This is a genomic window from Geobacter sp. (genome assembly GCF_030834625.1).
Classification (GTDB): Bacteria; Desulfobacterota; Desulfuromonadia; order Geobacterales; family Geobacteraceae; genus Geobacter.
The window spans coordinates 12,694-34,785 of record NZ_JAUQXO010000019.1 but is presented as its reverse complement, the minus strand read 5'-3'; the positions used below and the strand labels follow the sequence as shown (position 1 = coordinate 34,785).

Annotated in this window: 19 protein-coding genes and 1 tRNA gene; 9 read left to right on the top strand and 11 right to left on the bottom strand. The window is 59.7% G+C overall.

From position 1 onward, the window contains the following. Positions 1-55 precede the first annotated feature (55 nt). The 6 genes from RCH91_RS04295 (at position 56) to RCH91_RS04270 (ending at position 9,503) form a co-directional block, all read left to right on the top strand. Positions 56-1,771, top strand: coding sequence for a DUF4157 domain-containing protein (locus RCH91_RS04295; RefSeq protein WP_306533319.1), 1,716 nt, complete (start codon positions 56-58; stop codon positions 1,769-1,771). 396 nt (positions 1,772-2,167) lie between these two features. Beyond that, positions 2,168-2,842 (top strand): hypothetical protein, encoded by a 675-nt coding sequence (locus RCH91_RS04290; protein ID WP_306533318.1) that lies wholly within the window; start codon positions 2,168-2,170, stop codon positions 2,840-2,842. 113 nt (positions 2,843-2,955) lie between these two features. Beyond that, positions 2,956-4,791: a DUF4157 domain-containing protein gene (locus RCH91_RS04285; protein ID WP_306533317.1), complete on the top strand. Its 1,836-nt coding sequence runs from the start codon at positions 2,956-2,958 to the stop codon at positions 4,789-4,791. 282 nt (positions 4,792-5,073) lie between these two features. Further along, on the top strand, positions 5,074-6,696 hold the full coding sequence (locus RCH91_RS04280; protein WP_306533316.1) for a DUF4157 domain-containing protein: 1,623 nt from the start codon (positions 5,074-5,076) through the stop codon (positions 6,694-6,696). Between the two features lie 71 nt (positions 6,697-6,767). Next, positions 6,768-7,964 (top strand): M35 family metallo-endopeptidase, encoded by a 1,197-nt coding sequence (locus tag RCH91_RS04275; protein ID WP_306533315.1) that lies wholly within the window; start codon positions 6,768-6,770, stop codon positions 7,962-7,964. A gap of 9 nt (positions 7,965-7,973) precedes the next feature. Further along, entirely contained in the window at positions 7,974-9,503 is a 1,530-nt protein-coding gene (locus tag RCH91_RS04270) for an OmpA family protein (protein ID WP_306533314.1), read from the top strand. Positions 9,504-9,591: 88 nt separating this feature from the next. Here the strand turns inward: RCH91_RS04270 and RCH91_RS04265 are convergent. After that, positions 9,592-9,668 (bottom strand) — tRNA-Arg (locus tag RCH91_RS04265). 140 nt (positions 9,669-9,808) lie between these two features. Between RCH91_RS04265 and RCH91_RS04260 the strand changes: the two genes are divergently transcribed. Next, positions 9,809-10,657, top strand: a complete 849-nt coding sequence (locus tag RCH91_RS04260) for an MBL fold metallo-hydrolase (RefSeq protein WP_306533313.1) — start codon at positions 9,809-9,811, stop codon at positions 10,655-10,657. 12 nt (positions 10,658-10,669) lie between these two features. Here RCH91_RS04260 and RCH91_RS04255 read toward each other — a convergent pair whose 3' ends face one another. Continuing rightward, on the bottom strand, positions 10,670-11,365 hold the full coding sequence (locus RCH91_RS04255; RefSeq protein ID WP_306533312.1) for a DUF1573 domain-containing protein: 696 nt from the start codon (positions 11,363-11,365) through the stop codon (positions 10,670-10,672). Between the two features lie 206 nt (positions 11,366-11,571). Between RCH91_RS04255 and RCH91_RS04250 the strand changes: the two genes are divergently transcribed. Continuing rightward, complete coding sequence (locus tag RCH91_RS04250; RefSeq protein ID WP_306533311.1) at positions 11,572-13,089, top strand: DUF3426 domain-containing protein; 1,518 nt, start codon at positions 11,572-11,574, stop codon at positions 13,087-13,089. Positions 13,090-13,213: 124 nt separating this feature from the next. Here the strand turns inward: RCH91_RS04250 and RCH91_RS04245 are convergent, their stop codons facing one another. Further along, the gene (locus RCH91_RS04245) at positions 13,214-13,384 is read right to left on the bottom strand and encodes a DUF362 domain-containing protein (RefSeq protein WP_306533310.1); all 171 of its coding nucleotides are present in this window, start codon (positions 13,382-13,384) and stop codon (positions 13,214-13,216) included. Between the two features lie 264 nt (positions 13,385-13,648). On the opposite strand from RCH91_RS04245, the gene RCH91_RS04240 reads away from it, so the two are divergent. Further along, complete coding sequence (locus tag RCH91_RS04240; RefSeq protein ID WP_306533309.1) at positions 13,649-14,914, top strand: acetate kinase; 1,266 nt, start codon at positions 13,649-13,651, stop codon at positions 14,912-14,914. A 104-nt stretch (positions 14,915-15,018) separates the two neighbouring features. On the opposite strand, the gene pta is transcribed toward RCH91_RS04240, so the two are convergent. From pta to RCH91_RS04200, 8 genes are all read right to left on the bottom strand, one after another. Then, positions 15,019-16,020: a phosphate acetyltransferase gene (pta, locus tag RCH91_RS04235; RefSeq protein ID WP_306533308.1), complete on the bottom strand. Its 1,002-nt coding sequence runs from the start codon at positions 16,018-16,020 to the stop codon at positions 15,019-15,021. Between the two features lie 120 nt (positions 16,021-16,140). Next, positions 16,141-16,629 carry a molybdenum cofactor biosynthesis protein B gene (locus RCH91_RS04230; protein ID WP_306533307.1) on the bottom strand — a complete coding sequence of 163 codons (489 nt, stop codon included), beginning with the start codon at positions 16,627-16,629 and terminating at the stop codon, positions 16,141-16,143. Further along, positions 16,626-17,108, bottom strand: a complete 483-nt coding sequence (gene moaC / locus RCH91_RS04225) for a cyclic pyranopterin monophosphate synthase MoaC (RefSeq protein ID WP_306533306.1) — start codon at positions 17,106-17,108, stop codon at positions 16,626-16,628. Before moaC ends, RCH91_RS04230 begins: the two co-directional genes overlap by 4 nt. Before the next feature lie 13 nt (positions 17,109-17,121). Continuing rightward, positions 17,122-18,339, bottom strand: coding sequence for a gephyrin-like molybdotransferase Glp (gene glp / locus RCH91_RS04220; RefSeq protein WP_306533305.1), 1,218 nt, complete (start codon positions 18,337-18,339; stop codon positions 17,122-17,124). Further along, entirely contained in the window at positions 18,326-19,051 is a 726-nt protein-coding gene (locus RCH91_RS04215) for an ATP-binding cassette domain-containing protein (RefSeq protein WP_306533304.1), read from the bottom strand. The genes glp and RCH91_RS04215 overlap by 14 nt, the downstream gene beginning before the upstream one ends. Positions 19,052-19,057: 6 nt before the next feature. Then, positions 19,058-19,744 carry an ABC transporter permease gene (locus RCH91_RS04210; RefSeq protein WP_306533303.1) on the bottom strand — a complete coding sequence of 229 codons (687 nt, stop codon included), beginning with the start codon at positions 19,742-19,744 and terminating at the stop codon, positions 19,058-19,060. Positions 19,745-19,753: 9 nt separating this feature from the next. Further along, on the bottom strand, positions 19,754-20,563 hold the full coding sequence (locus tag RCH91_RS04205; protein WP_306533302.1) for a substrate-binding domain-containing protein: 810 nt from the start codon (positions 20,561-20,563) through the stop codon (positions 19,754-19,756). Positions 20,564-20,717: 154 nt separating this feature from the next. Beyond that, positions 20,718-22,085, bottom strand: a complete 1,368-nt coding sequence (locus RCH91_RS04200; protein WP_306533301.1) for a porin — start codon at positions 22,083-22,085, stop codon at positions 20,718-20,720. Positions 22,086-22,092: the final 7 nt, after the last annotated feature.

Below are 22,092 nucleotides of genomic sequence, written 5' to 3'. Positions count from 1 at the left end.
CCAGATACCGCCTGTGATCCCCATGCCAGCTACCCGGGATGCATAGGAGCAGGCCATGAAGAAATTTTCCGTCGCGAAACAACAACACTCTCCGCAATCGTTGCAGCGTGCGAACATGGTACCTCCAGCCCATTCCCCTCACCAGTCCCAGCGAGCCGAGGTTCGCCAGATTCTTCGCGGCCCCCCCCTACAGGCGAAGCTCACCGTTGGCGCGCCCGATGATGTGTACGAGCAGGAAGCCGACCGCGTTGCCGATGAAGTGATGCGCATCCCCCCATTGAACGACTCGACCCCAGCGCGTGTAGATCCCCCAAACCGCGAAACCCCCATTCAACGACAGGATCTAGAGGACGAAGAAGAGATTGCGCAAACGAAGCCTGAAGCCAGCACGAACACTGATGTTGGCCCCGGAATCGAGTCGCGTATCCATGCCCTTCAAGGTGGCGGGGAGCCCCTGCCGCCTGCCGAACGGGCGTTCTTCGAGCCCCGCTTCGGCTACGACTTCAGCCAGGTTCGGATTCATGCCGGCCCGGAGGCGGCCCAGTCGGCGCGCACCCTCAATGCACACGCTTATACGGTGGGACGGGATGTGGTGTTTGGGGCGGGAGAGTATGCGCCAGGGAGTGACTCGGGGCGGCGGTTGATCGCTCATGAGTTGACTCATGTGGTCCAGCAGGATGGCCGCGCGCCCAACGTGGTTCGTCGCGCCGAAGTCGAGGACATTCCCAGCGTGTGCGCTAAACTCCCCGATATTGAGAAAGATGTTGACGACAAGGTTAACGCCGAGATCACGGCCGCTCGTAATGCTGCTGGGTCACCGATCAATGTAGCGGGTTTTTTGGCTGATGTGAGGGCGCGGCTTGCCTCAGGGATAGCGGTCACACCCATCGAAAGTTTCATTGAAGCGCTCGCGAACAAAGTCTTCCTACCGTCGTCAACCCTCAGTGGAACCAAATTCTCCGGTGTCGGTGCGGTCAACAAATTCTATTCCGTTGCTGGCGGCGCGGGGCGCGTCGTAGGGCCGACTGCCTTGATTCACGGTATCTGTGTCGGCGCCGACAAGCTTGGCCACTTTTTTCAGCAGGGCTACTCCTACTATGAAATGAAGCAGGATTTCGGCAGCGTGGCAGCAGCCGAGGGTTTAGGTCGCTCCACCGAGATATTGACGCTGGGCCTCATGACAACCGGCGTTTACTCAAACGCCGATCTTGCGGCCAACCTCTCGGGCCTAAAATTCTATGAAGATCTGGAAGCAAACCCTTCCAGCTTCACGTTTGCCATCGGAAACTACATCACCCGCGACTGGAACGAGCGATCCAACCCGAGTTTTTACTCTCCAGACGTCGCCAAGGTGGTGTGGGCTAATCTGTTGAGTGGCTTGTGGCGAGGCCCGCTAACCGTGACTGGCGTTGGCTCCACTTCTCAAATACAGACTGAGGTTGAATTAGCGGCAACAACTTCCGGTACGGTTACCGGCACGTACCGGTATCCGGCGGGCAATCCAACGGTGCAGGGCACCATCACCAATGGCGTCATTCAGCAGAGAACAACCCCGGTTTCGGGAAGTAAGCCATGGTTGCCGCAAGTACAAAATATTGGAACGTTTTCGGATGCTCCGGTCAGTGGCATCATTGTCGAGTTCGACTGGAGTGAGCCGGGTTTGACTGGCAAGGGAACGTTGACATCCGTTAAGGAGGAGACTCTGGAGGGAACCAGGGGCACCGGAACGGCGCGATCGGGCCACAGTGTCTGGAAAATCGTCAGGAGCTGAGGATTCTTTCGAGCGAAATTGCTTCGAGGTTTTAATCAGGGATTGAAGAAGTGAAGAACAGGGAGGATTGTGGCCATGCGTAGCTTCGCCACACAAGCACAAAAGAAGAAACATTCTGACGTCCGAAACGTCGAGCCCCCATGCCCTCCGGTCTCCTGTCCTGCCTATTCAGCACAGCAGAACAAAGTACGGCAGATTCTGCGCAGTTCCAAATTTAACGTTGGGGTACCGAATGACATCCATGAGCAGGAGGCGGACCGCTGTGCGGATGAGGTAATGTCAATGCCTGTGCCGGTGCGACGATAAACCGAAGCAACGGTCATCCAGCGGCAGGAAACCGGCCTTGAGTCCAAGGGAGGCAGCTCTGGTCCAGCCTTCCCTCTGGATAAGGTTCACATGACGATCAGGGAGGATGCGACACCCCTTCCCCCGGAACTCCAGGGAAAACGGAAGGCCTATTTTCTGGTAACCTACGAAAAATCCGAATTCGAGAAGATGTATACCAGCGGCAAGTCCACAGAAAAAGAGTCCATTCAGGATGAAATGGAATACCTCAAAAATGCCGGCTACCTGGTGGTGTACATTGAGTTTGCCACGGAAAAGGATATTACCAGTGCGTTTGCGGACCCCAATGCAGCTTTGATCTTTTCCACGGGACATGGAGATCCTCCCGGCACCATCAGAACGACGAACGAAGAACACGTGGAGCCCGGAGAGATCATTATCCCGGCGGGCTCGAACCTGAGGCAGGTCATTCTGGAGCACTGCAATGTCGGCGACCAGGCGGAAAAGTGGCAGAAAGTCCTGCCAAAGGATGCGGAACTGACGGCGTGGACGGGTAAAACAACGACAAAAGAGTCGGTCCAGTTCAATTCCGAAGGGGGAATTGGAGACCGTCAATGGGGCACGTTGATGAGCCGGGTCAAGTCATTACCCCAACTCGAAAACCAAAGGGGCGATATATACCGGATAACCGAAAAGGGAGAAAAGGAGATAATTAAGAATCTTGAGACCGGCGAGGTGAAGCCCGCGCAACCAACTAAAGGGAGCTTCGCTCCTGCCAGGCCCTGAGTATCCGAGGTGATTTTATGAGGGACTTTGCCAGATGGCGCGGACTGTTCCAGTCGGGGAATCCAGCCCCAAACATCATGCCCGCTTCGTGGGATGCATCCGGCCGGAGTCAGGTGCGACAGATTCTGCGTAGTCCCGGGATACAGACCAAACTGGCCATAGGTGCCCCCGATGACATCCACGAGCAGGAAGCGGACCGCCTCGCCGACCAGGTGATGCGGATGCCGGAATCCGTTTGTCCGGAATGCATCGAGGGCGATGAAGTTGCACACACGACAGAGACCGGTGGGCAAGCCTTGGAAGCTCCCTACGGCCTGGAGACCGGTTTAGATGCCTTGAAAGGAAGCGGTACCCCGTTGTCCCAAGCCGAGCGTTCCTTCTTCGAACCCCGGTTCGGCGCGGACTTCAGCCGAGTGCGTCTCCACACCGGGCCGGCGGCCGAGGAGATGGCCGGCTCGTTAAACGCCCGGGCGTTTACCGTGGGAACTGACATCGCCTTCGGAGCGGGCGAGTACGCCCCTGCCACCGCAGAGGGGCAGGGGCTCCTGGCCCACGAACTCACCCACGTGGTGCAGCAGAGTGAAGGTGGCCACCACGCACAGCACGTGCAGAGAGGTCCTCCCCCTGGCAGTGCGCAGCCACAATGGGCGATCACTTCGTCTGTCGAACCGTTGCCCGGCGTTCCAGTCCCTGGCTACGAGCAACCAAGGGCCTCGTACACGGAGAGGGACCAGGACGTGCTGCTGGAGGCCCTCGTTCGTCGGGAGGCTGAGAATGAGCAGAACTCGAGAAAATTTCTCAAAGACTACAGTTCGGCCTTAACGGACCTCTGGGCCAGATACGCGACCGAGGCGATGGCGGCAACGGCAGAGGAGTCGGGATGGTCTGGTGTCTGGAAGGTGTTCAGTTGGTTCGTCAAAGAGAGTCTCATCTCCATCGCCGGGTGGTGGGTCGCCCGGTACGCAGTCAAAGCGGTCGAGTTCGCCAAGTTGCTCACTTCCGGTGCTGGGGAATTGGTGACTGACTTGGCCGAGGACGCACTCGCGTCCTCGGAGGTTCAGGCGAAAAGAGCGGTAATCGATGGCATGACAAAGGAGCTTACCGCCAAGCTGGAAGAACTCTTCGACGCAGTAGGTGGCTTGGTCGGGGGGGAGGCGCCGTACGCCGGTTGGGTCAAGGATCCCAATAACCTGCCCGACCTCGGTCGGTTCCGTATCCCGCCCTGGTTTCCGCCTACCCCGACCGAGATCGTGCGAGCCGCCGTCGCACAGACGATCGTCGGTTTGCTCCACGGCGACTTTCTCCCCTACGCAGGGGAGGAGCACGCGATCACGTTGGCCCTCGACGCTGGTCCCGGCAACTTCGTCCGTCGGGACCGGGACCCCTTGGGCTTGGCACCTGGCCTGGTGACGTCGAAGGTTCTGGCGCAGGAGCTCATTGGTCGCCCGATCAAGGATATGCCAAAGGTCCCGCTCCATATCAGCCTCATCTGCAAAGATCCCCCGGTCGACTTCGTCAGAGCGGCGCTGGGCCGGATGACGCTGAAACCCGTGCTGGAGCCGGAACTGAGCGTTACTGGGAGTGAACTGGGAACGTGGCGTCCGGTTGACCCGTTCGTGGCATTCGTGCGGGCGTATCCCTCGACTCCACCCATGACAATCCTTCGCAAGGTGTCCGGGGAAGTCTATGCAAGCGACGGCGGTCTCTGGGAAGATCTCTACCTTTATCAGTTGGCGAACCCGGGCAAGAACTTTGAATCGATTATCGACGAACTCGAACAGCAGCGTGTTTCGGAGGAACTTGAGGGAGCCGAGACTGGCGCCCTGTCCGAGAGTGAGATGCTTTCCCCCGAGACGCTGGCATCTCAGGTCCACGTTAAATTACTACGGTGGAAGACTGCAGGCGCGGAGATATTCATCAGCGAAATCGTCGAGTCGATGACGCTGTAGCCATGACGCTGTGTCCGCCGTGGTAATCCGTCTGGCCGAACGTTTCAGTCCGTTTCATGTCAGTTAGTCACTGCACCAGACATCTGTCAGGATTCGTGCAATTAGACCCCCCTGGCAAGAGCTCCAAAAGGAGATAAAGTTTAAGTGAAGCTTGGATAACCAGAGAGGGTGGTGGACATGCGAACCTTTGGTGCACAAGATAAGAAAAATCCTGTCGTCCGAACGGTCAGGTCTCCAAACCCTCTGGCCTTCTGCTCTGCAGGGGCAGCACAGCAGACCCAGGTGCGGCAGATTCTGCGCAGTCCCGGGATACAGACCAAGCTGACCGTCGGTGCCCCCGATGACATCCACGAGCAGGAGGCGGACCGCCTCGCCGACCAGGTGATGCGGATGCCGGAACCCTCTTGTCCGGAATGCATCGAGGGCGATGAAGTTGTTCGCACCAAAGAGGCTGGCGGGCAAGCCTCAGAAGCTCCCGGCGGCCTGGAGACCGGTCTTGACGCCATGAGAGGAAGCGGCATGCCGTTGTCCGGGGCGGAGCGTTCCTTCTTCGAACCTCGCTTCGGAGCGGACTTCAGCCGGGTGCGTCTCCACACCGGGTCGGCGGCCGAGGATCTGGCCGGCTCCTTGAGCGCCCGGGCGTTCACGGTGGGGGCCGACATCGCCTTCGGCGCGGGTGAGTACGCCCCTGCCACCGCCGAAGGGCAGCGGCTCCTGGCCCACGAGCTGACCCATGTGGTGCAGCAGGGGGAGGGGGAAGCGCCGCCGGACTCGATTCAGTGCGATAACGGTGAACCCTCGGAGGAGCCGGAGGCACCCCGGGCCACCCCGGAGCGGGCCCCCTACCGGCTGGAGTTCAACAATCCCCTGGTGGACCCGGGGGGACACGCCTCCCTCTACGAGCTGGGGCCGGCTGTTCTGGGGTTTGGCCTGGAGAAACTGGCCGAGAAGTATCCGGGGCTCAACCGAAACTTCTGGTATCGCTTGGGGGAATGGTCGCTGCTCGGCGTGGTGCCTCTCGTCCCCTACATGGTTTACAGCCACGAGTATGGTCATTACAGCATCGGGGAACAGTTCGGCTGGGATCCGGTGCCCGAACTGACCGGCTTTGCGAGCGGCGTCACCAGCTCGGGGGTGCCGCCCGGGATCACCGTGACACCGGCGCAGAGCATCGCCTTTTCGGCGGGCGGGGTCAACCAGGAGGAGATCAACGCCCGGGTCATGTACACCCGGTGGGCACTGCGCGGCAATGTTCGCTACCAGGAGGCCATGGCCTATCTCCTGGCTCAGACGAATCTTGCCCTCTATACCGCCCGCACGCTCTCCCTGAGCAATCCGCCCAGCAAGGACGACATCAACAACTACGTGACGAGAACGGGGAGCCTCTCCACCGGTCAGCTCCTGGCCGTGGCAGCCTTGGCCGATCTCCTCTCCGGCCCGTCCTGGGCCGCGCTCATCGGCCAGTACCGGTTTCTGCGGAGCGGCGAACGCCGGGTTGAGATCCCGACCTTTACCCTGGGAAGCCAGACGCTCACCTACCCCCACTTCCAGATGCAGCTCTTGTCCGGTGGGCCGGTCCTCGGGGGACGGATATTCCTCAATCCGGCAGGGGAAATCCCCGTGGAGTTCACCTTCGACACCAGTCTGTCAGAACCCGGCGTTGCCCTGGGTGCCACTTTCCACGCCATCCCGGTGCTGACTCCCAATCTGCGGATCAGCCCCTTCATCCGCACCACCATTGCCGACCCGGTCGGGATCGCCGTCGGCGTGGATGTCAATTACCAGATCGCCCCCTGGATCGGGATCAGCGGGAGGCTCGGCATCCGCAAGAACGACCTCCTCAGGGAACCGGCGCTGCCAGGTGGCCTTGTGGAGGGGGGCGGAGCCCTGACGCTGAGTTTCTAACCTAAGGGATATTTGGGGTGGTCGTCGCGCCCGCCGGTACCACGGAAATCGGGCGGTTAAGGAGTATTTTTATGAAGAGTTACGCCCATGCATCGCCGGCCCACTGGATGCGGCGGGCAACGACCGATATACCGGCATCCGCCTTTGATCGCCACGGGGAATCTTCGGTGCGTCAGGTTCTGCGCCCCCAGACAGTCCTGCTGCAGCGACAGGAGGGTACGGAACAGTCTTCACAGCAGACTACCGCTCCAGCGCCGGCAAGGACCGGGGATGGGAGGTGCGGAACCGATTCGAGCTGCTCGGCCAGCAGGTGTGCGGAATTGCGCACGTCTCTCGCGGAGGCGAAGGCACTGGTGGCCCGCGCCAAGAGCGACCTGGCTCCCGGCGAGCGCGGCGATCCCTTATCCGAACAGACCCGCCGCGCTCTCATGTGGCACTTTCGCACCGACAGCCCCGATGCGGTCCACCAGATCCGGGAAACCTTCACCCGCATCGAGGAACGACTCAACCTGGGGCTCGATCTTTTCAGCTGCTCCGATCCGGGAAACATCTGCACGTTCCTGTGGGTTATCCCTGCTGCCGAAGCGTACACCGCCCAAGGCAACTATTCGATAAACCTCTGCAGCCCCTTTTTCTGGGGAGGCACCACGTCCCAGGCGACGACCATCATTCATGAGGCGGGGCACAATGTCGGCCTTCCCCGCCCGCCTATGGAACGCGAGCTCTATATCTCCGGACACGAGTACCGGGCCCTCTCTTCTGCCGAAGCGCTCGTGACTACCGACGTTTATGCCAATTTCGCCAGGGATAACCGCCATGGCATCCCCGTGCGCATGGCGTTTTCTCCCTCGCTGGGAGAGTTCGGTCTCGGGCTGGCGCTGACCGGCGGGGAACCTTCGCTCGCCATCTCCTGGGGCTACAGCGCCGAGTTCAGTCATCCGGCCTTAAGTATTATCAAGCCGGTGGCGGGAATCGAGCTCACCTATATCCCGGCCCTGGGCAAAAGCCACGAGCGTTTCATCAGCAGCGCCACCGTCGGCGCCCGCCTTGCCGGGCAGGGACGACGGTACTATCTGGATCTGCGCGGCGGCGCCTTTATCGGGACGGAGGACAGGTTCAGGCGTCTGAAGGGAATTGTCCTTGAGGCGGCGGCGCACATCCAGCCGGGACGGTTCGACATCTCCCTGTTCTGGAAGAATTACCGCACCGAGTTCGAAGGGTCCGGTGATACCACGATCATCGGTATTGGCGGAGCGGTGTCGTTCTGAGGTGATTTCATGAAAACTTTTGCCAGACGGCCCGGGGCGTCCGGGCCGGCTTCAGCCGCATCCAGTGAGGCTCCTTCTCTGCCGGATGCAACGGTCCAGCGACAGGTGAGGCATATCCTTCGCGGTCAACTGCTTCAGGCAACGTTTGCCCGGATGGTGACCCAGGGGCACCAGGTTCCGGCCGCGACCATCCAGCGCACTCCCGACCTTGACGACCCAACCCGCTTCACCCAGGTCCACGAGGCCCTTTTCGTCTCCACCCCCAGCGGCGGGACCCTCCGCCCCTGGGTGAACCCGGACCCGGCCAACGGCGTGGCCGGCACCGCCGATGAGATCAGGAACCAGTTCATCGCCGCGCTCAGGGCCCACATCGCGGCGAATCCCCTCTCTGTCGGCGGCACTGTCCCCACCCGCACCACCGAGTCCCAGGCAGAGACCACCGCCATTGCCGTGGACCAGGACATCCGGTCCACCTTCTCCCAGATCACCACACCCCTCCCCGAGGCCCGAATCCGCGATGTGGTCGACATCATCCAGCCGTCCCAGACCTCGGACACCCAGTTCCTGAACCAGTGGCTGGAGAACCGCCTGAGCCTCATGACCGACATCGACGAGTTCAATATCCGCTCGACCGACCCCCGCTACGAGCAGATGCTTGCTGATATCCTGGCCGACACCTGGGCCGGCCCCAACGTCCGCACCCTTGCCAGCCGCCAGGCCGCCTTCATCGAGACCGGCGCGCGGATTTTCCTCCACCGGGGGACGCCGGCCGACCTGCGGCGGCTCATCCTGATCCACGAACTGACCCACTTCTATACCGACCAGGGGTTCAGGGACTGGGTCGATGCCACCACGGCGCCCCGCTTCTACACCGAGGGCTTCACCGAGTACCTGGCGCGCATGGTCATGACCCCCGATGAGCGCTCCACCCGCACCAATTACGAGCCCAACATCCAGGCCATCCGGGACAAGGTGGCCACCTTCGTTCCCGACGACGACATCGCCCGGGCCTACTTTCTGGGGGAGGTGTGGCGCCTGGAGGCCACGTCCGCCATGGCCCGACAGCTTTTCGAGACCCAGGTGGGGATGCGGGAAGGGGCGCCCCGCAGCACCGAGGTGGCCGAATCCCAGAGTTCCCACGGGATCGTGCAGACTGTGGAGGAGGGGAGCCGCTACCGTTTCATGAATCTGGCCATCAACCAGACCGCCCCCAAACCGGAGCATGTGGCTTTTTTCGAGGAGATCAGGCAGCGCCACCTGGATGGTCACCCCGACGTGCAGATCCGCTTCGTGGGCCACGCTGACGAGACCGGCGGGGCGCGGCACAACATGGACCTCTCGCTGCGCCGGGCCGAGGCCTTCTACCAGATGGCGAGGGACGCTGGTGTTGCAGACAGCCAGCTCCTCGATGCAGCTGCGCCCCCCCATCGGGGAGAGGCAGAGCCCACTGCCGAGAATGCCAGCATCCACGGCCGGGCCCTGAACCGCCGGGTGGATCTCTTCCTGGTCCGCAACACAACCGCTGCTCCGTCACCCTGAGTCCTCAATGCCCTATGAGAATTCTCGTCCGAACAGCGAGGGAACAAAAAAAGAGGTTAGGCCTTGGGGCCTAACCTCTCATCATTTTTGGCGGGCGGTATACGATTCGAACGTACGACCTCAGGCTTCGGAGGCCTGCGCTCTATCCAGCTGAGCTAACCGCCCATGAAAGATTCATAGATACACTACGGATCCAAAATTCTCAAGCAAAAGTTTCATTGGGGACAAAATAGATAGTGCAGGGGAGATGCTGTCATTTTGGGGGCTGTTTTGCTACACTGGCTAAAAAAACAGGTATGAGGCCCATGAAAAAGCTCTTTCTCTCTCTGACCGTTGCGATGCTTCTGGGATTCATCGGGGGCCCTGCCACTGCGGCCAACTATGAGATAAAGCTCGTTGACGAGGGGGTATTCGCCGCCATAGCCCTCCCGGAGGGGAAGGCCGCCAGCAATGCTCTCATCATCATTACCCCTCACCAGGTGCTTCTTGCCGGAGCCCACTTCGTCCCCGAAGGGATAAAGGAGCTCATTGCCGCCATCGCCGAGATTACCCCTCTTCCGTTGCGTTCGGTTATCCTCACCCATCACCACAAAGGTTTCAACTATGTTGATTTCGATTTTCCCGCCAATGTGGAGATCATCACGTCCTGGCAGACGTGGCAGGCGCTTAAGGCCGAAACCCGACCGCTCCGCAACCATGTCACCTTTTTCGATAAGGGACTGACCCTTATCCGGAGTGACACGGCCATTGTGCTCAGCAGTGCGGAATTCGGTCACAGCGAGGGAGACGTGTTTCTCTTTCTCCCGAACGAAGGGATTCTCTTTACCTCGGATCTCTTTTATAACGACGTGGTTGGCTACATGGGAGAGGGACATATGAGGGACTGGGTGATCACCCTCGAAACCCTGGAGGCCGTGGGGGCACAGTACGTTGTCCCGGGGCTCGGTCAGGTGACCGACCGAGCAGGGTTCAGGCGCTTCCGGCTCTTTTTCAAGGATTTCCTGACCGAAGCACTGCGTCACATTGAGGCTGGAAGGACTCTGGACGAAACGAAGAAGCTTTTCAGGCTCCCTGCCCACGAGGGAATGCCCGGCTATAAGGCCTTTTTTGACGTGAATGTGGGGAGGGCCTACCAGGATTTGAAGGAGGAATGATCCCCCCACTGGCTACTTGGCAACCGATCCGTAGAGGGGGACCGTTATTTCCGGTTTGCCCGGGATGTCGGTGGCGACGACGAGGAAACCGCTCAGGAAACGGTCCTCGGGGCGGGGCGTAACTGTTACGTTAACCTGTGCTGTTTCCCCCGGTTTAAGGGTCTGCTTCTTGCTGATGGCCTTCACCTGGGGCATGGGGGTCGTGACTGAGAGTATTCTGATAGTCCGCTCTCCATGGTTTTCCAGGGCGACAGAGAGTTCCTTGCTGCTCCCCACCTTGGTCTGTCCAAGATTGAGTTGACGGGGTGTCACGACAAGTTCTTCATTGATGGTTCCCTTGATGGTGAGGGTGGTGGTGGGAGTCGCAGGGTCGTTGCTCTCGACGGTGATCGTCTTGCTCACTTTGCCCCCGAAGCTTGCCGAGTCGAAGGTTATCTTCAGTTCGGTGCTTTTACCCGGTGCGATGGTCTTTGATGAGACACTCGCTACCGTACAGCCACACGATGTCCTCGTCTTCGTGATAGTAAGAGGGGCGTCTCCCTTGTTTATGAGCCTGAAGACGTAGTCGAGTTTTTTCCCTTGGGGGATTGTTCCGAAATCGAAAACTGGCTTGTCAACCGCGAGGATTGGTGCCGCCAGAGCGGGTAGCGATGACGCAAGGGTCAGGAATACGGCAAGTACGAGAACGGAGAGCGAGTTGCGGGTCATTGTATGCTCCTTGCCCCATGGGGAACGGTGTAGTGTGAAGCCGATTTCGATACTATTTTATATAGCACAAAGGGGCTTTGGTGACCATAATGATTTGACACTAAGTCCTTTTTTCTGCTATAGAAAATGCCGAAAATGCTGTTTTTGCGCGGAGTTTGTCTTCGATGACTCCGTCGAGCAGGTACTTTCTTTCTGTGGAGTGACAGATGATCATACAATGCGCCCAGTGCAAAGCCAGATTCAGGCTCGACGATTCAAAGATCAGTGATGCCGGGATCAAGGTCCGGTGCTCGAAGTGCAAGCATATCTTCGTGGTGAAGAGAGAGGTGCCCGTCGAAGAAAGCGATTTTGATGCCCTTCTTCAGGGGCTGGATTCCCCCCCAGGCGAAGCTGCCCTCGGCGCGGTTGCCGGTGTTGCGTCGGCAGGTACCGGCGCGCAGGCGGCTCAAACGGGTGAGGCAGCGACACCTTTGCCAGCCGAGGCATCGTATTCCTCCACTGCTGTCGGGGCTGAAGAGTCTTCGGCATCAGTCGTGGCGGAATCATCGGGAGAGCAGGGTGAAGGTGGGGCGTTCTTCTCTTTTGGCGCTGAGCCTAACGACACTGAGAAGCCTGACTTTACCTTAGGTGGGGGATCTCTTCCAGGCGATGCGCTTGGAGAATTTGAGCCCAGCCGTGAATATTCTGCAGCTGGCGGAACCACCGCCAAGTCAGAGGCCCCTCCCTCCGATGTGGGCATGGATGAAGAGGATTTGACTAAAGGTGCTGGTTTTGGCGCTCACGAAGAGGAAGAGATCGTTTTTGGAGAGGTTAGTCCCGAGGCCTTTGCGGCAGCGACCGACTTGTCTGCAGCCGGGGCAGAAGGGGCGGAAGAAGAGGAGATCTCCTTCGAGTTCGAAGACGACGAGGCGACCGGTGACGGGGAAGGGATTGGCACAGAACCGACGGCGGTCGGTGAGGTCGACTTCGGAGAAATCGATTTCGGTATCGAGGATACGGAAGTGGAGCCTTCCCGTAGCGATGATGGTCAGTTTTTCGCGTCCCCGGACTCTGAAACTGTGGTTCCCCATGGGGGCGATGGGTCGGTAAGAGAGGAAGAAATAGCTCCGTTACCCTCCCTTGCGGCCGGTGCTGAGAGTGAGCCTCCTCCCCTGAGCATTGCTTCGCGGCGCAAGGGGAAGTCGTTTCTCCCCGCTGCAGTTATTGCCGTATCGGTCCTGGTGATCGTTGCCCTTGCCGGGTTCGGGTTTTATTTCTTCAAGGAAGGGCCCGAGGTTCTGGACAGGTTTGGCGTTGGTTTCCTTGCTGAGTGGTTCGGAATGGAGAATCGCGAGGAGGGGACGATCGCCCTCGACAAGGTCGGAGGCATCTATCTTGCCAATTCCGAGGCGGGAGAGGTTTTTGTCATTCGGGGGGAGGCGGTGAACAATTACCGCAAATCTCGGGCTTCCATTCAGGTCCGCGGTGCTCTTCTGGGAACAGGCGGTCAGGCGATTGTGCAGAAGGTTGCCTACTGTGGCAACAGTCTCACCGATCAACAGATTCAGACGCTACCGTTTGCGAGGATTGAGGCTGCCATGGGGAATCAGTTCGGGGACTCTCTCGCGAACCTCGGCGTCCAGCCCGGCAAGCGGATTCCTTTTGTAATTGTGATTCCCAATGTCCCCAAGGATGCTACCGATTACAGTGTTGAGGTCGTCGGTTCGACGGTGGCGAGTCAGTAGAGTAAGCCTCGTCAGGTGGTAATGAAAAAGGGCCGGATTCGTTCCGGCCTATTTTCGTGGATGAAAAAAATGAAGCCGGCACCGATGGAAATCGGGCCGGCTTCGTGTGCTGAAACCTGACGAATTAGGCGGCGCTGATGGCGCTCACCGGGCAGGTGTCGACACAGGCACCACAGTCGATGCAGGTGTCGCCGTCGATTTTGTGCTTGTCACCAGCCGGGGCGATTGCGTTCACCGGGCAGGAATCGACACAGGCACCGCAGTTAGTACAGTCATCAGAAATAACGTGAGCCACTGTCCTACCTCCTTGAAAAGGTTTTTGGTCTAAGCCAAATTGTTGTAAACATATCATGGAGGCTTCCTGAAGTCCAGTAGAAAGGTGCTCTTCCGGGAGAGAGTGTCCATAAAAAAACTTGAATTTGCCCCACCTGTATTGTATATGTAAAAAACAGTTTTATTTTCCGGTTGGCGTGTGTGGTTAGGTTTGAAAATTGTGTTGAAATTTCAGGTTTTATTCCCGTTTAACAATTTTTATTTTTACTCAATCTAGGAGGATATGATGGTCATTCTTGCCCTCAACTGCGGCAGTTCCTCGGTGAAATACCAGTTGTTCGACTGGGAAAGGAAAGAGGTCGTCGCCAAGGGAATGGTGGAGCGCGTCATCATCGGCGACTCGTTCATCATGCACGAGGTGCCGGGTCGTGAAACCTACCGGAAGGAATACGAGTGTCCCGATCACAAGGTGGCCATCGACCTGATTATCAACACCCTCGTCGATGTCGAGCATGGTATCCTCAAGGACATAAACGAGATATCGGCGGTTGGTCACCGGGTTGTCCATGGGGGAGAAAAGTTCACCTGTTCGGTTCTCATCGACGAAAAGGTGCTGGACGCCGTCAAGGAGGTGCAGCACCTGGCCCCTCTGCACAACCCTCCTAACATTGCCGGCATCGAGGCGGCCCAGGCTGTTCTCCCCACCGTTCCCCATGTGGCCATCTTCGACACGGCGTTCCATCAGACCATGCCCGAGCATGCCTACCTCTATCCGCTCCCCTACGAGTGGTATGGGAAGTACGGCGTCCGCCGCTACGGTTTCCACGGAACCTCTCACCTCTACGTCTCAAAGCGTGCCGCGGTACTCCTCGGCAAGTCTCCCAAGGACTGCAACATCATTACCATGCATATCGGCAACGGCGTTTCTCACTGCGCTATCAAGGGAGGAATTTCCATTGATACCAGCATGGGGCTCACGCCACTCGAAGGGGCTGTCATGGGGACCCGTTGCGGTGACATCGACCCGGCCATACCCGCCTTCATGATGCAGAAGGAGAACCTTTCCGCCAAGGAGATCGACAGTATCCTCAACAAGAAGAGCGGGGTCCTCGGCATCACGGGCCGTTTCACTGACCGTCGCGATGTGATCGAGAACGCTGATAGTGGTGATCACCGCTGCAAGGTCGCCCTGGAGATCGAGGCGTACCGATTGAAGAAGTACATCGGGACCTACATGGCGGTGCTGGGTCGCCTCGACGCGGTGGTATTTACTGCAGGGGTGGGGGAGATGGGGTGGCCCATCCGGGAGAAAACCATCGAGGGGCTTGAAGGGATCGGCATCAAGCTCGACCGGGAACGGAACAAGGGGGCCATGACCAGGAAGCGCGAAACCCTGATCACCACCGATGATTCTCCCATTAAGGTCTTCGTCATTCCCACCGACGAAGAGCTGGTTTTCACCGAAGATGTGGTTGCAATTCTCGATGGGACCTATACCGACCACATGAATTTCGATTACTCGTTCGCGCGGAAAGATTTCGTTAGAAGCTGACGACTGCGCGAAAGCGGGTCTGGCAACAAGAAAGGCCGCCGGGTGACGAACCCGGCGGCCTTTTGCTGTGTGTAGGGCAGGCTGTGGGCCTGCCCAGGCAGTTCCTATCCCTGCGCCTGAACCGCCGTGATGGCAGCGACGTTGACGATGTCGTCCACGGAGCAGCCACGGGAAAGATCGTTAACCGGCTTGGCAAGCCCCTGAATGATCGGTCCGACCGCCTCTGCGCCTGCTACCCGCTCCACAAGCTTGTAGGCAATGTTCCCTGCGTCCAGGTCGGGGAAAATGAGCACGTTGGCCTTGCCGGCAACCGGGCTTCCCGGCGCCTTTTTCTCACCGACTTTCGGCAGGAGTGCGGCATCGGCCTGGAGCTCACCGTCGATCTGGAGGGACGGATCAATCGACTTTGCGATCTCGATTGCTTTCGTCACCTTGTCCACGTCGGCGTGGGAGGCGCTTCCCTTGGTGGAGAAGGAGAGCATGGCGACCCGGGCGTCGACATCGAGGAATGCCTTGCAGTTTCTGGCGGTTGCCACTGCTATTTCGGCCAGGGCCTGGGAATCCGGGTTGGGATTGACGGCGCAGTCTGCAAAGAGGATGATGCCGTTTTCGCCAAAGTTCGGCGTTTTGGTGACCATCAGGAAGAATGAGGAGACCGTCTTGATGCCGGCAGCAGGCCCAACCGTCTGGAACGCGGCCTTGAGCACGTTGCCGGTGGTACCGGTAGCCCCAGCCACTTCGCCGCCGGCGTCACCCATCCGTACCATCATCCCCGCGTAGTAGAGGTAATCCTTGGCGGTCAGGAGATTTTTCGCTTCTTCGGCAGTAATCCCCTTGCTCTTACGCAACTCAACCAGGGCCTCCACATAGGCATCCAGTTTCGGCGATGTGGCGGGATCGATGATCTCGACCTTCGATATGTCGGCGGCAAGTTCGGCAGCTTTCTTGCGCAGTTCATCGGGATTGCCGAGCATCACAACCTTAGCCAAGCCCTGTTCCACGATCTGCTGGGCGGCAGCATACATCCTGTCGTCGTAACTTTCGGGCAGGACGATCGTCTGTAAACTCTTTCTGGCTTTGGCCTTGATCTGTTCAACCAGGTGCATGGTAACCTCCCTTGGTAAATATTAGAACAATATTATATTTTATAGCGTAAGGGAAGGGGAGGGTCAATAGAAAAGTCGGCAGAACGGGGTGTCTGAAGGGGAAACAGGAAAAGAAAAAGCCTAGTTCTGGGCGCACTCCCGCGGATCCCCCTGAATCTTTTCCACGGCATGGGGGACGGCCGGCCAGACTGCCTCCAGATTTTCGACGGCCCCTTTGGGGCTGCCGGGAAGGTTGATAATGAGGGTGTTGCCCCGGATGCCGGCCACGGCGCGGGAGATCATGGCATTTGGGGTCTTGGCAAGGCTTCGCATCCTCATCACCTCGCCGAAGCCGGGGATGACCCGGTCGAGAATCTTCATAGTCGCGTCGGGGGTTACGTCCCGGGGGGAGACGCCGGTGCCGCCGGTGGTGAGGATGAGGTCGAAGGCGCCTTCGTCGGCCCAGTCGCGGAGGCGTTCTTCGATGAGGGAGGCCTCGTCGGGAATGATCTCCGTGCGTGCCGTCTCCACTCCCCGCTCCGCCAGCCATGCAGTGAGGGCAGGGCCGCTGGCGTCAGCCCGCTCGCCCCGGGAGCCCTTGTCGCTGAGGGTTAAAATTGCGGCGATCATCGTTTTTCCTCCCGTTGCCAGGTGCCGCTCTTGCCACCTTCCTTGAAGAGAAGGCGGATCTCGCCGATGCTGATTCCCTTGTCGGCCCCCTTGCACATGTCGTAGATGGTGAGGGCAGCCACGGCGGCCGAGGTCATGGCCTCCATCTCCACGCCGGTCCGCTCGAAGGCTCGCACCGTGGCGTTCACGGTGACGACGCCCGTTGCCGCGTCGGTCTCGAATTCGATGGCCGCATGGTGGATGGCCAGCGGGTGGGAGAGGGGGATAAGGTCGGGGGTTTTCTTGGCTGCGGCGATGCCGGCGAGCCGTGCCACGCCGAGGACATCCCCCTTGGCGGTCCGCCCTTCCAGGACGGCGGCGAGGGTTCCCGGTTTCATGGCAACCGTGGCCGCGGCGGTGGCGGTACGCAGGGTCGGCTGCTTTCCGCTCACGTCCACCATAATGGCCTGGCCTTTGTCGTCGAAGTGGTTGAATGACATTCGAGCTCCTTTCCTATCCTTCCAGCATCTCCACGTCACTCCCCACCAGATGCACATCCACCTCCGTGCCGGCCGCAACGAAGGTGGCATCCCGGGGGAGTACGGCGAGGCCGTTGGCCCGGATCATGGTCCTGAGGATGCCGGTGTTCTGGTCGCCGGAGGTGGAGGCGGTGTAGCGGCCGTTTTCCACCTCTATCCGCACCCGGAGAAAGTTGACCTTGCCCGGCTTCTTCTTAGCATCTTCTTTCAGAAACGCCTTCACAAATGGCTTCAGCACTCTTCGGTGCCCCATCATCTTCAGGATGGCCGGCCGGGCAAACTCCTCGAAGGTGATCATGGTGGAAACCGGGTTGCCCGGGAGGGAGAAGACCGGTTTCTCCCCGAACATGGCGAAGGCGGTGGGGCCGCCGGGCTTGATGTCCACTCTCCAGAAGACCTGCTCCACCCCCAGTTCGGCCAGGACATCCCGAACCAGGTCCCGGTCGCCTGCCGAGACGCCGGCGGAGGTGATGAAGGCGTCGGCCTTGAGTCCTTCGATCATCTTCTCCCGGTGGCTATCCCGGTCGTCACGGGCGATGCCAAGAATGACTGGTTCTGCGCCGCACTCCCGGACGGCTGCGGCCAGCGACAGGGTGTTGGAATTGACGATCTTCCCCGGCACTGGCGGCTCCCCCAGTTCGATCAGCTCGTCGCCTGTGGAGAGGATGGCGACCCGGGCCTTGCGGTAGACCGGGACGATGGCCTTGCCGAAGGAGGCGAGCATGCTGATTTCCGGCGGCCTGATGAGGGTGCCGGCCGGGATGATGAGCGCGCCGGTGGCCACGTCCTCGCCACGGAACCGGATGTGCTGGCGGGGCTTCACCGGCTCCTTCAGGGTGACGGAGTCGCCGTTGTCGTCCGTTTCCTCGATGGGAACCACCGCGTCGCAGCCGGGGGGGACCGGGGCGCCGGTCATGATCCGGATGGCGCAGCCGCGTATCACGGGGCCAGTCACCTCGCCACCGGCCGGGATGTAGCCGGTCACCTTCAGGGTCGCGGGGAGGGAGACGCAGTCGGCGGCCCGCACGGCAAAGCCGTCCATGGCGGAGTTGTCACAGAGCGGCATGTCCCAGGGGGCGGTGACGTCGTCGGCGATGACCCGTCCAAGGGCGTCGAGGATGCTGACCCGCTCCACGCCCAAGGGGGCGACGCGGTCGAGGATGATTCTGCGGGCTTCTTCAAAGGTAGGCACGGTTACTCACTCCTTCTGTCTGAAAGCCTGTTGAGGCGTTGATCTCTGGGACAAATCCTGGGCAGGCCAGTTCCCCGGCGATCAGGTGGATCTGCTCGCCGCCGAGCCGACCGGGATGCTCCGGGTCGTGGGTGGTCATGATGACGGTGGTCCCCCGTTCGGGAAGGGCGGCGATAACCCCTTCGAGGAGCTCGCTGGTCCCACGGTCCACGTTGGCCAGGGGCTCGTCGAGCAGGAGCACCTTCGGTTCCAGTGCCAGGGCGCGGGCCATGGCGACCCGCTGTGCCTCGCCGCCGGAAAGCTCCCGGGCGCGGCGCTGTCCGAAGCCGGGCAGTCCCACGAGCTCGAGGGCCTGCTCTACCCGCCGCTGTTTTTCATCCCCTCGTATCCCGCGCAGCTTCAGCCCGAAGGCGACGTTGGCGAAGACGCTGCCATCGAAAAGGTAGGGGGACTGGTGGAGCAGCGTCACCTGCCGGCGCAGGGGGAGCAGCGCGGCGTTGGTCCATTGGACCGGCTCCCCCTCGTACCTGAGCTCGCCGGCGGTAGGGGGGGCGAGCAGGGCAAGGAGGGTCAGCAGAGTTGTCTTCCCCGAGCCGTTGGCCCCAGTGAGAGTGTAGAGTTTTCCCGGGAAGAGCGCAAGGTCATCGATGGCGAGGACTGTGCGTTCCCCGTGGGATTGGCGGATGCCGATGAGTAGGTAGAGGGCGTTCACGGAGCATTACCTCTGCTGGAGGATGTTCAGAAAGAGATTCACCAGAAGCGCCACCGCCATCAGGATGATCCCCAGGGCCAATCCCAGGGCGAACTCTCCTTTGCCGGTCTCCATGGCGATGGCGGTGGTCATGGTGCGGGTGTAGCCCCGGATGTTGCCGCCGAGCATCATGGCAACCCCGACTTCGGCAATGACCCGACCAAACCCGGCAATGACCGCGGCCATGATACCGAAGCGAAGCTCCCTGGTCAGCTGGAGAATGCTCTGAAAAGGCCCGGCCCCGAGGGTGAGGGCCGTCGGAATGATCCGGGGGTCGGCCCCTTTGACCGTGCTGAGGGTGAAATTGGCCACGATGGGGATGGCCAGGATGGTCTGGCCGATGATCATCGCCTTGGGGGTGAAGAGGAGGCCCAACTCCCCCATCGGTCCCTGGCGGCTGATGATGCCGTAGACCGCCAGGCCTACCACCACGGTCGGCAGGGCCATGAGGGTGTTGAGAATGGTGATGACCAGGCGCTTGCCGGGAAACTCGGTGATCCCCACGGCCACCCCGGCCGGGACGCCGGCCAGGGTGGCGAAGAGGATCGACCAGAGGGCGACACTGATGGACGTTACCACCGCCGTGACCACCTCGCCGTCAAGGGAGAGGATCAGCGCAAGGGCTGTGCGGAAGGTTTCGGCGAGGAATTCCACCCACTCTCCCTATTTCTTGTAGATGAAGAAGACCGGCTCGCCGTGGGCCTTGTAGTCGGCGATGATCTTCTGCCCCTCGGCGCCGGTGACGAAGTCGACCAGCTTCATGGCCAGATCAAACTTCACATGGGGGAATTTCTTCGGGTTCACGACGATGATCCCGTAGGGGTTAAAAAGCCCCTTCTCCCCCTGGAAGACGATGGTGAGATCGGTCTTCTGCCCCTTGAATGCGTTGTAGGTCCCGCGGTCAGCCAGGGTGTATCCCTGACGCTCGGTGGCCATGGTGATGACCGGTCCCATCCCCTGGCCCGCCTCCACGTACCAGTTCCCCTTGGGCTCTACGCCGGCGCTCTTCCAGAGTTCCAGTTCCTTGGTGTGGGTGCCGGACTTGTCGCCGCGGGAGACGAAGGTGGCCTGCTTTGCGGCGATCAGCTTCAGGGCCTCGGCGGCGCTTTTCGCGCGGGCTACGCCGGCCGGGTCGTTTTTCGGGCCGATGATGACGAAATCGTTGTACATGACGTCTTTGCGGTTCACGCCGAAGCCGTCGGCCACGAACTTGTCCTCCAGTTTGCGGGCGTGGACGAAGACCACGTCCACGTCGCCGGCCTCGCCCAGCTTCAGTGCCTGGCCGGTGCCGACGGCGATCACGTCGACCTTGCAGTTGTTCTTCTTCTCGAAGGGAGGGAGGAGCACCTTCAGGAGCCCCGAGTCCTGGGTGGAGGTGGTGGTGGACATCTTGAGGCGCTCCTCGGCGTATGACGCGCTGCAAAGCATGACGAGAGTGGTGACAGTAAACAAAAGCCTGGTGAGAATGTTCATCGTAAACCTCCTGTGAGAAGTTAGTAACTATACCATAAACCGAGGCTATTTGAATATTTACCTCTTTTTGTAGTCGCCGTTTTTTCAGCCGGCTGATCCCGTGCCAGCAGGTCTCAAAGGCATCCGTACTGATGCCTTTGAGCCGGCGAAACCTTTAGAAGAAAAGCTGGGCCTGCAGCCGCACCAATTTGTCGTCAACCGTACTGGCGGTGGCAGGAGGATCGTTGGAGGAGATCCGGCCCTGACGGTGAATGTTGCTGAAGTCGGCCTGCACCTTCAGGTTGTGACCAATGAAATACCAGGACACTGCCCCGGTAGTCTCAACCCAGAGGTCGTTGCTCACGTCCCGGTTCGGATCGATATAGGAGTAGCGGGCCGCAAGTTCCAGGTGTTTCGGGATCACGAAGTAACCGGCCTGGGCATAATAGCCATGGGCGCGAACGGTGTTATTGCTCTTCGACCCGTCGGCCTGACCGAACATGTATTCACCCTGGAGCGACAGGCCATGCCACTTGAAGGCTGCATCGAAGCCCGCGGTATGGAAGTCAACAGATTCTTTCACATTATTGATTCGTTGTGCTGCTGTCGTTATGACCCCTGAGGAGTTGCCCATTCCGAACCAGCCCGGCGCGGAAAGCGGGTCGGAGCTGCTTATGGTTTTGGCGAAGTTTACGTTGTTGGATTCCAGGCCACTCGTGCCGCTACCTGTGGTGCCGCTGAGGGTATTGAAATAATAGTTGGCGCCGATGGAAAGAAGCGGTTTTTCGCTGTTCTCCAGATCGGCCTCGGAATACGCCATCTCTCCAAGAGGGTTGAGCGCAAGACGTACGTTGAAGGCGTTGTCGCTGGTCGACCGGAAAGTATTCTGGCCCACACCGCCATATCCTCCGAGGCTATAGGCGAAGAGACCTTTGGCGACCTTGCCGTGTATTTCGATTCCCGTGTCGTATCCGGGCGCAAACGCCGTCGTTACCGGGGAACTGTCCACGAACTGGTTGTTGGCGGTGGACGTGATCCACTGCCGGCCGAACTGGACCTTGTTCTGCCCGAACCGGAACTGCACCTCGTCCATAAGGCGATAATTGAGCCAGACCGACTCGAGCAGCCCCCCATTTTTTGTCGTGCCGCTGCTGATATTGATGAAGTTCATGTCCAGCTTGTAGGTCACGTCCTTGGTAAAGGCATAGCCCCCCAGCAGAAGCTTGGCCCTTTTTATCTCGAACCTGCTGGTGTTCTGTGCGCTGCCTGAGCTGCTATCGTTGTCGTTATCCTTGTCCAGATAACTATACCGGGTCTGGATCTGACCACCGATGTTAAGTTGAAATTTCTCATCCGGCGAGGTCAGGCTGATACCGTTGCCGACCTTGAAGTTCACCGGCTTGCTCTTCGTCACCTCCTTGTAGTCCTCCTCGGTGATCACCCCCTTTTCCTTCAAAACATCCTCAAGGGTCTTGGCTTCCACTCCCTGAGCCGCCATCGCGCCGGTGAAAAGAAGTGCTGCTGCAATGGTCCTTCCGTCCATGATTGCC

Coding starts and splice junctions, on each gene's coding strand:
- RCH91_RS04295 (WP_306533319.1), top strand. CDS start 56: ATGAAGAAATTTTCCGTCGCGAAACAACAACACTCTCCGCAATCGTTG.
- RCH91_RS04255 (WP_306533312.1), bottom strand. CDS start 11,365: ATGACCCGCAACTCGCTCTCCGTTCTCGTACTTGCCGTATTCCTGACC.
- moaC (WP_306533306.1), bottom strand. CDS start 17,108: ATGTCATTCAACCACTTCGACGACAAAGGCCAGGCCATTATGGTGGAC.
- RCH91_RS04200 (WP_306533301.1), bottom strand. CDS start 22,085: ATGGACGGAAGGACCATTGCAGCAGCACTTCTTTTCACCGGCGCGATG.
- RCH91_RS04250 (WP_306533311.1), top strand. CDS start 11,572: ATGATCATACAATGCGCCCAGTGCAAAGCCAGATTCAGGCTCGACGAT.
- pta (WP_306533308.1), bottom strand. CDS start 16,020: ATGCACCTGGTTGAACAGATCAAGGCCAAAGCCAGAAAGAGTTTACAG.
- RCH91_RS04275 (WP_306533315.1), top strand. CDS start 6,768: ATGAAGAGTTACGCCCATGCATCGCCGGCCCACTGGATGCGGCGGGCA.
- RCH91_RS04270 (WP_306533314.1), top strand. CDS start 7,974: ATGAAAACTTTTGCCAGACGGCCCGGGGCGTCCGGGCCGGCTTCAGCC.
- RCH91_RS04240 (WP_306533309.1), top strand. CDS start 13,649: ATGGTCATTCTTGCCCTCAACTGCGGCAGTTCCTCGGTGAAATACCAG.
- RCH91_RS04290 (WP_306533318.1), top strand. CDS start 2,168: ATGACGATCAGGGAGGATGCGACACCCCTTCCCCCGGAACTCCAGGGA.
- RCH91_RS04230 (WP_306533307.1), bottom strand. CDS start 16,629: ATGATCGCCGCAATTTTAACCCTCAGCGACAAGGGCTCCCGGGGCGAG.
- RCH91_RS04260 (WP_306533313.1), top strand. CDS start 9,809: ATGAAAAAGCTCTTTCTCTCTCTGACCGTTGCGATGCTTCTGGGATTC.
- RCH91_RS04205 (WP_306533302.1), bottom strand. CDS start 20,563: ATGAACATTCTCACCAGGCTTTTGTTTACTGTCACCACTCTCGTCATG.